The sequence below is a fragment of the uncultured Methanobrevibacter sp. genome, from assembly GCF_900316895.1.
Classification (GTDB): Archaea; Methanobacteriota; Methanobacteria; order Methanobacteriales; family Methanobacteriaceae; genus Methanocatella.
The window spans coordinates 1-8,017 of record NZ_ONER01000068.1; the positions used below are offsets into that span (position 1 = coordinate 1).

Consider the following 8,017-nt stretch of genomic DNA (forward strand, 5'->3'; position numbering starts at 1 on the left):
GAATTGTATGTTTCCGGACGTAATGATACTCAAATCAAACTCAGGGGATTAAGGATAGAGTTGTCTGAAATTGAGGGTGCAATTGCAAATTATGAAAATGTCTCCCTTTCAAAGGTTCTTGTTAAAAAACTCAACAATGTGGAACATTTATGCGCTTATTTCACAGCATCCCGTGATATAGACATGGAAGACATGAAACAATACCTGATTGATTCCCTGCCTGAATATATGGTTCCATCATATTTCACACAGCTTGAATCATTCCCTAAAACTCCTAATGGAAAAACTGACTTTAAAAATTTACCTGATCCAGAAATTGATGTTGATGAATTCATAAAACCAAGAACTGATATTGAAAAAGAGCTTTTCGATATGGTATCTGATATTTTGGGAGTTGATGAATTCGGTGTAAACACTGATTTGTTCAACATCGGTCTGACTTCCCTTTCCGTAATTAAGCTGACTTCGGCAATTTATAATAACATGAAGGCACAGCTGAATGTTACAGAAATATTAAAATATAAAACAATCGAAAGAATTGCATCTGAAATTAAAATAGTCGATGATGAAGCATCTGACGTTCAGGAATTCTATCCATTGACTTCAAATCAGCTTGGAGTTTACTTTGACTGCATCAAGGATCCTGATAATACTGCATACAATCTTCCAAAGAAAATGGAATTCAGTGAAGGCATTGATGTGGATAAACTCAAATCAGCAATCATAACAGCTATCGATAATCATCCTTATCTAAAAACTATAATAGTAATGGAAAATGGTGAGGTTTACCAGCAAAGAAGAGACAGCCTAAAAGTCGATGACCTGATTGAAGTTGTGGATGAAGTTGATATTGATGAATTTGTAAAGCCGTTCAAACTTGATGAAGGACCATTATTCAGATTTAAGATAGTCGGAAACTCAATGTTGCTTGCCGATTTCCACCACATTATTGTGGATGGGACTTCCTTAAACATCTTATTTGATGAAATCTCAAAAATCTACGATGGAAAGGATTATGAGCTGGAAGAACTTGACGGATTTGAGTATTCATTAAATGAAATTAAAACAGAAAAATCTTCATTGTATAAGGAAGCGGAATTATTCTTCTCCCACAAGATTCAGGAATTTGATGATGCAACATTGATTGCCCAGGACATCAACGGTGATGAATCCAAGGGCAGGGCCGCAATGGAGGACATTTTCCTAGATAAGGAAGCTATTGATGAGTTCTGTGCGAAATCAAATCTCAGTCAGAATAATCTATTCCTTGCTGCAACATCATTTGTTTTAAATAAATTCGTTTACAACAGAGATATATTGATTGCAACAATCACCAATGGAAGATTCAATCCAAATCAGCAGAAAACATTGGCCATGATGGTTAAAACATTGCCATTGGCATTGAAATTAAATTCTGATTCAAATCTTAATGAATATCTTGAGTACATTAATGAAGAATGGCTGAATGTATTGGCCTATTCATCATATCCTCTAACAGAAATTTCAAATAAGTTCGACATCGCTCCAGAAATATTGTACGCATATCATGGAAAAATCATCGAGGACATTGAAATTGGCGGAATGAATGTTGAAAGGCAATCCATTGACTATGAAGGACTTAAGTTCAAGATTAACATAAATGTGGTTGAAGTGGATGGTCAATACAGAATATTCTGCGAATACAACGATCAGTTATACTCTGAAACATTGATTAACACTTTCCTTGACTGCATCAGAATAGTTTTAAACAAATTCATGACATTCAACGGAGACACATTGATGAAGGACATTTCAATCATTGAAAATGATGATTGGGGTGTCGATGATTTCGAATATGATGAGATTCCTGAAGACAGGTTAAATAAGATATTTGAAAATCAGGTTGAAATGCATCCTGACAGGGTCATTTTATATGCGGAAGACGGAGAGTTCACTTATGAGGCATTAAATGAAAAAGCTAATAGAATTGCCCATAGCCTTATTAAAAGAGGTGTAGGTCCTGAAGATAGGATAATGTTCATATTAAACAGAAACAGTAATGTGATGGCATCCGCATTCGGTATCCTAAAGTCAGGTGCGGCATTCATTCCTGTTGATTCAGAATATCCTTCTGAAAGGATTGAGCACGTTCTAACTGACAGTGAATCAAAATTCATCATTGTGGATGATGTAATTGAGAAAAAGGGTATTGACTTGTCACAGTATTCTGATAATTTGTTGGATGTCAATGAATTGCTTGAGGAAGAGGACACTTCAAACCCTGACCCTGATGTCCATGCAAATAACATGGCTTATCTTATTTACACTTCAGGTTCCACAGGACTTCCAAAAGGAGTAATCTTGGAGCACGGAAACATTGCAAACTTTGTTTATCCAGACCCTAGAAATGTCTGTACATATGAACTTGTTCACAATCTTGAAAAAGAGGATTATAAAGTATTGTCCACTACAACTGTGGCCTTTGATGTGTTCCAGCAAGAACTGATGGGATCTCTATTGAACGGAGTTCCAATGGTGTTTGCCAATGATACGGAATACAAGGATCCAATTGAAATGATGGATTTAATCCACAGGTCAGGAGCAAATGTCTACGTTGCTACACCTTCACGTATTCTGCAATATCTGGAAATTGAAGCTATGCAGGAAACAATGTATGGATTTAAAGTCTACATTCATGCGGGAGAACCGTTCTCCGCCAGATTATATGAATTGCTTAGCGAAAACTCCAATGGAAAAATCTTTAACATGTACGGGCCAACTGAAACAACCGTCTATTGTAACGGTCAATTGCTTGAAAGTTCAGATATCCATATCGGTAAGGAACTGTTCAACGTGCATGAGATGGTTATGGATTTCGATTCCAATCCTCTGCCTCCAAATGTCATTGGGGAACTGTTCATTGCAGGAAAAGGTGTTTCAAGAGAATATCTCAACCGTCCTAAGAATAATGCCGAAGCATATGAGGTTATTAATGGGGTCAGATTCTATCATTCCGGAGATTTTGTTAAAGTCACTGAAGACGGGGACTATTATGTATTCGGAAGAATGGACAACCAAATCAAGCTTAGAGGTTTAAGAATTGAAATAGGTGAAATTGAAGTCGGTCTTTCAAAATTCCCTGGAATCAAATCCGTTGCAGTTGTTGTTAAAAAAATCAAAGGCAATGACCATCTTTGTGCATATTTCACAGTTCAGGATGAATACAAAGATGAGAACCGTGAAGAAAACGGATATTCCATTGATATTGATGAGTTAAAGGCATCTCTTGCTGAAAAACTGGTATATTACATGGTTCCTACAGTCTACATGGAACTTGATGAAATGCCTCAAACAGCAAACGGCAAAACCGACTTAAGAAACTTGCCTGAACCTGTTTTAATCACTGAGTATGTTGCTCCTGAAAACGACATTGAAGCATTCTTTGCAAACCTATTTGCAGAAATATTAGGACTTGATGAGGTAAGTGTCACTGATAATTTCTTTGAAATCGGTGGAACATCTCTCCTGGTTACTAAAATCACTATGGAGGCTTTAAATAGAAACTATAATTTAAGCTATGGTGATGTCTTCTCAAATCCTACTCCAAGGGCACTGTCAGAGTTTATCCTGTCTGATGAAACAATGGAGAAAAAAGAGGAATTGTCATATGACTACTCTCAAATCAATGACCTGCTCAAGAAAAACACCCTTGAAAGCATACTTGACGGCGAAATTCAGGATAATTTAGGCAATATTTTGCTCACTGGTGCAACAGGATTTTTAGGAATACATGTGGTTCGTGAAATTCTTGAAAATGAAACCGGTGAAGTCTACTGTTTCATAAGGGGCAATAAGGTATTGAGCGGTGAAGACAGATTGAAATCCTTGCTGTTCTATTACTTCTCAAATGAATATGAGGACTTATTCAATGAAAGATTGCATGTCATTGAAGGGGACATCACTAACTTTGAGGACTTTGAAAAGCTTATAAATGAAAAAATCGATACTGTAGTTAACTGTGCAGCTAACGTTAAACACTTCTCATCCGGAACTGATATTGAAGACATTAACCTGGGTGGTGTAATAAACGGACTTAAATTTGCAAAGATGAAAAATGCCAAATATGTCCAGGTTTCAACATACAGTATTGCGGGTGAAAGTATAAACAACTACCCTCCAGTTGATGTCAAATTCACGGAAAATGATTTGTTCATTGGTCAGGCTGTAGACAATCAGTATCTTAATTCCAAATTCTTGGCAGAACGTGCAGTTTTAGAAGCGGCCGTTAATGATAATCTGGATGTTAAAATCATGAGGGTTGGAAACTTAATGGCAAGAAGTTCTGACAGTGAATTCCAAATCAACTTTGAATCAAATGGTTTTATCAATCGTTTAAAGGCATTTGTAACAATTGGAAAAATACCATATTCAATGCTAATGAATCAGGTGGAATTTTCACCGATTGATGTAACTGCAAAAGCTATTTTAGGTCTTTCAAAGACTCCTAAGGAATGTACAGTTTTCCATCCATATGATTATCACAGCGTTTCCTTTGGAGACATAATTGACATTATAAGACCTTTAGGATTGGATATTGAACCTGCTGAGGATGATGATTATGAAAATGCTTTAGATGAGGCACTTGCCGATAAATCAAAACAGGAAGGAGTGTCAGGTCTCATCACTTCAATCGGTTCCGGAAAAGTTAAAAAGATTTGGATGCCCGTTGACAATACATACACTACTCAGGCGCTATATCGTTTGGGCATTAAATGGCCATTCATATCTGAAAATTACATCTATAATTTCGTTAAGTATTTGGATGATTTGGACTTCTTTAGTCTATAGGGGTTAAGACGATGTATGAGAGAAATTATAAATTATTGCGAAGTAAATTCGGGGAATTCTTCTTCCCAACATTATTCACATCAATGGCGGGCAATATCTGTCTGTTCGTAGACGGTTTGATGGTAAGTTTCTTACTTGGTGCAAGCAACCTTGCACCGATTCAAATAGTCGCTCCGGTAATTACTTTTGTTAATCTTATCTACTGGATGATTGGACTGGGGGGCAGCGTACTTTGTTCCGTTTCAAAAGCGGAATTTGACGATGAAAGAAGTAACGGCTACTTTTCGGTGTCAATCATTTCACTCGTATCGATTGGAATATTGATTACCATCCTTGGTTTGTTGTTTTCAGGCAATATTGCACATTTCTTATGTCTCTCCCAGCCTGAATTGGTGTTTGATGTTAGCAGTTATTTCATAGCATTGATAATAGGAATGCCTTTTTTATGTTATATGATGAGCTTGTCTTATTTTATAAGGGCAGATGGTATTCCTTCATTGCCTTTTAGAGCTATACTGGTTGCCAATATTGTAAATATTTGTTTTGATGTAATTTATATCAAATTTTTCGGCATGGGAATTTCAGGTGCGGCATTGGCCACTTCAACAGGTTATATTGTTGGGTCCATTTTAATTTCATATTATTTCATTAAAAAAGAACGTACCTTGGAATTTATTAAATTGAAGGTAAATTCATTCTTCAATTTCCTTAAAAAAATCATGACTTCAGGATTTTCATCTGCATCAACTCAATTGTATTTAACATTAAAATTGCTTGTCATAAACTTTTTGGTTGGTCTTACTATTGGAAAATCAGGTGTTGTTGCATTCAGTATCTGTTATAACAGTTTATTCATATTATATATTTTCCTGATTGGAACTGCACAGACAATGTCTCCAATTGTGTCCGTTTACTTTAAGGAGGAAGACTATTCCGGTGTTGATTATGTTGTAAAAAGATCTTTAAAAATTGTTTTGGCTTCAAGTTTAGCGCTATCTGTTTTATTCATCGTTTATCCTCAGGCTTTATTGTTCTTGTATAGTGTCAAAAATCCGGCTGATGTTCCTGTTGTATTGAATGCATTAAGGATATTTGCAATAAGCTATGCTGGAACTGCAATCACATTCTTATATACTTTTTATTCACAGGCTATTCAAAAAAATCAGTTATCTACAATCATTTCCTTGCTGGAAGGTTTCGTTTTGCCAATTTCTGCTGCGGCCATACTTTCTTATCCGCTTGGCGGAAACGGTATTTGGATTTCATTTGCAATTGCTGAGGCGCTGACAATAGTATTCATCTTCTTCTATTCAAGATATATCAATAAAAAGACTGACGGTGAATACACAGGATTTTTCATTAATAAGCATAATGATGATAACGTGTTTGAACATACCATTTCAGGGGATGTTGAAGATGCAGTTAATCTGTCCCGTGATGTTCAGGATTACCTAAAGGACAACAAATCAGCGACTTTTGTAAGTTTGGCTATTGAGGAAATGCTTGTAAACATCATTAACACTAATGAAAGCGTTGATACAATAGATGTCATTGTTAGGGATAATAAGGACAATATTCTGATTTCCATTAAGGATACAGGTGTTGAATTCAATCCTGTTATTGAAAATGAAGAACTTAAATTTGATAACATTGCTGTTTTAAACAAAATTGCAGATAAAATTGATTATTCAAGGGTTTTAGGTTTAAACAGTACGGTAATAACTATCAAAAATTAAAAAACAGATAAATGGGATTTTTAATCCCTATTTTTTTTTTAAAAATTTTTTTCCACTAAAAATGCAATATGATCCTTTTCGTAAGGTTCCAGCTTTACTTTTTCAATAATTTTAAAACCTTTTTCTTTTAATTTCTTTTCTTGCTCCTTGAAAACCTTTTTAGGCTTTTGAACAACATCGATGCTCCTGGCCTTAATCATCAAAAGGCCAACTCCATCCTCCTTACAGAATAGATTCATATTTCTCATGAAAAGTTCTGTCTGTGTAGGCTGGGCAACATCGCAGTACACAAGGTCGGACTTTTCAACAATGTTGAGGTATCCTTTCGGTTTTGTTGCATCACCTAAAATCGGAGCAATATTTGGCCTCTGGCGTGAAAGCTGAACCAGTTTTTTGGCTGTAGTCGGTGAAAATTCGACTGCATATATCCTTCCTTCAGTTACAATATCTGAAATGTGTGAAACGGTAGTTCCGGTTGAAGCGCCAAGGTACAGGACTTTTGAGGCATCATCAAGTTCCAAATTTTTCAATCCGTTTAAAAGTGCGGCTGCCAATTTTGAACGTCTAGGATTCCAAATTCTGTATTCCACATCTTCCTGGATTAATTCCTCTCCATAGACTGATGTTCCAGGAGTCAAATTGCGGGTTGCAATATTTTCATCCTTAAAATAAACTTTCATGTTCTACCTCCTTCTCCTTTTCTTTTTACCTTTCCTCTTCTTGTTTTTGCCTTTTGACCTTTCTTCATTTCGTTTTTTGGTGGTTTTGGTTGGAAAAGGATTATTCTTTTCAATTTCTTCCGCCTTTGATTTGAATTCCTCAAATACGTTCTCATCGAAAGTTTTGGTAAATACATCCCTTCTGACTGCATGGGATATCATTCCTGCAAGCATTCTTGCGATTTTTCCACGGTTCCACCATTTTGCTCCCCTGACCTGAGGATGCTGGTATATCAAACCGTATTTTGGCGGACGGTCCCCACTTTTGAGGTGTCTGAACAGTGCCTTTTCGGCACCCATTATCTGAACTGTGCTTGAAGGATACATTGCAAGCCTTTTAAGCCCGCCTGCATGTGAAATCAGTTTGGCTCCAAGAGATGCTCCGACCAACAGTCTTAAGTTTGGTGCAATTTCCTGCATTTTAAAATCAACATATTCTTCAATGTTTTTTCTTGTTTGCTGCATTTCATAGATGGAATTTGCATAATTGTTCATTATTTCAATATCTTTCGGATTGATGTCATCTTCCAGATCAATGATGTCGGCAGGGAATGCGTCAGGTTTTGCTTCGACAATCTTTTCTTTGGTCTTGTTTTGGGAAATCAGCTTGATGTAGGTTTCATTGTTTTTGATCACATCCATTTCAGGGAAATACAATGCATACCATTCTCTGATTCTCTCGATTAATTTTGAAATGCTTTCATCAATCTCATCAATGGAATTTATGGCCTGAAT

At 36.2% G+C, this 8,017-nt stretch carries 4 protein-coding genes; 2 read left to right on the forward strand and 2 right to left on the reverse strand.

Annotated elements, in window-relative coordinates:
• Both QZN27_RS07500 and QZN27_RS07505 read left to right on the forward strand, forming a co-directional pair.
• Nucleotides 1–4,827 (forward strand): non-ribosomal peptide synthetase (locus tag QZN27_RS07500; RefSeq protein WP_296785877.1); only part of this gene is annotated, 4,827 nt, incomplete at its 5' end.
• Nucleotides 4,828–4,838: 11 nt separating this feature from the next.
• On the forward strand, nt 4,839–6,563 hold the full coding sequence (locus QZN27_RS07505; protein WP_296785882.1) for an MATE family efflux transporter: 1,725 nt from the start codon (nt 4,839–4,841) through the stop codon (nt 6,561–6,563).
• Between the two features lie 38 nt (nt 6,564–6,601).
• Here QZN27_RS07505 and QZN27_RS07510 read toward each other — a convergent pair whose 3' ends face one another.
• Nucleotides 6,602–7,243: a fibrillarin-like rRNA/tRNA 2'-O-methyltransferase gene (locus QZN27_RS07510; protein WP_296785884.1), complete on the reverse strand. Its 642-nt coding sequence runs from the start codon at nt 7,241–7,243 to the stop codon at nt 6,602–6,604.
• A 3-nt stretch (nt 7,244–7,246) separates the two neighbouring features.
• A partial coding sequence (locus tag QZN27_RS07515; protein ID WP_296785887.1) for an NOP5/NOP56 family protein occupies nt 7,247–8,017 on the reverse strand: 771 nt, incomplete at its 5' end.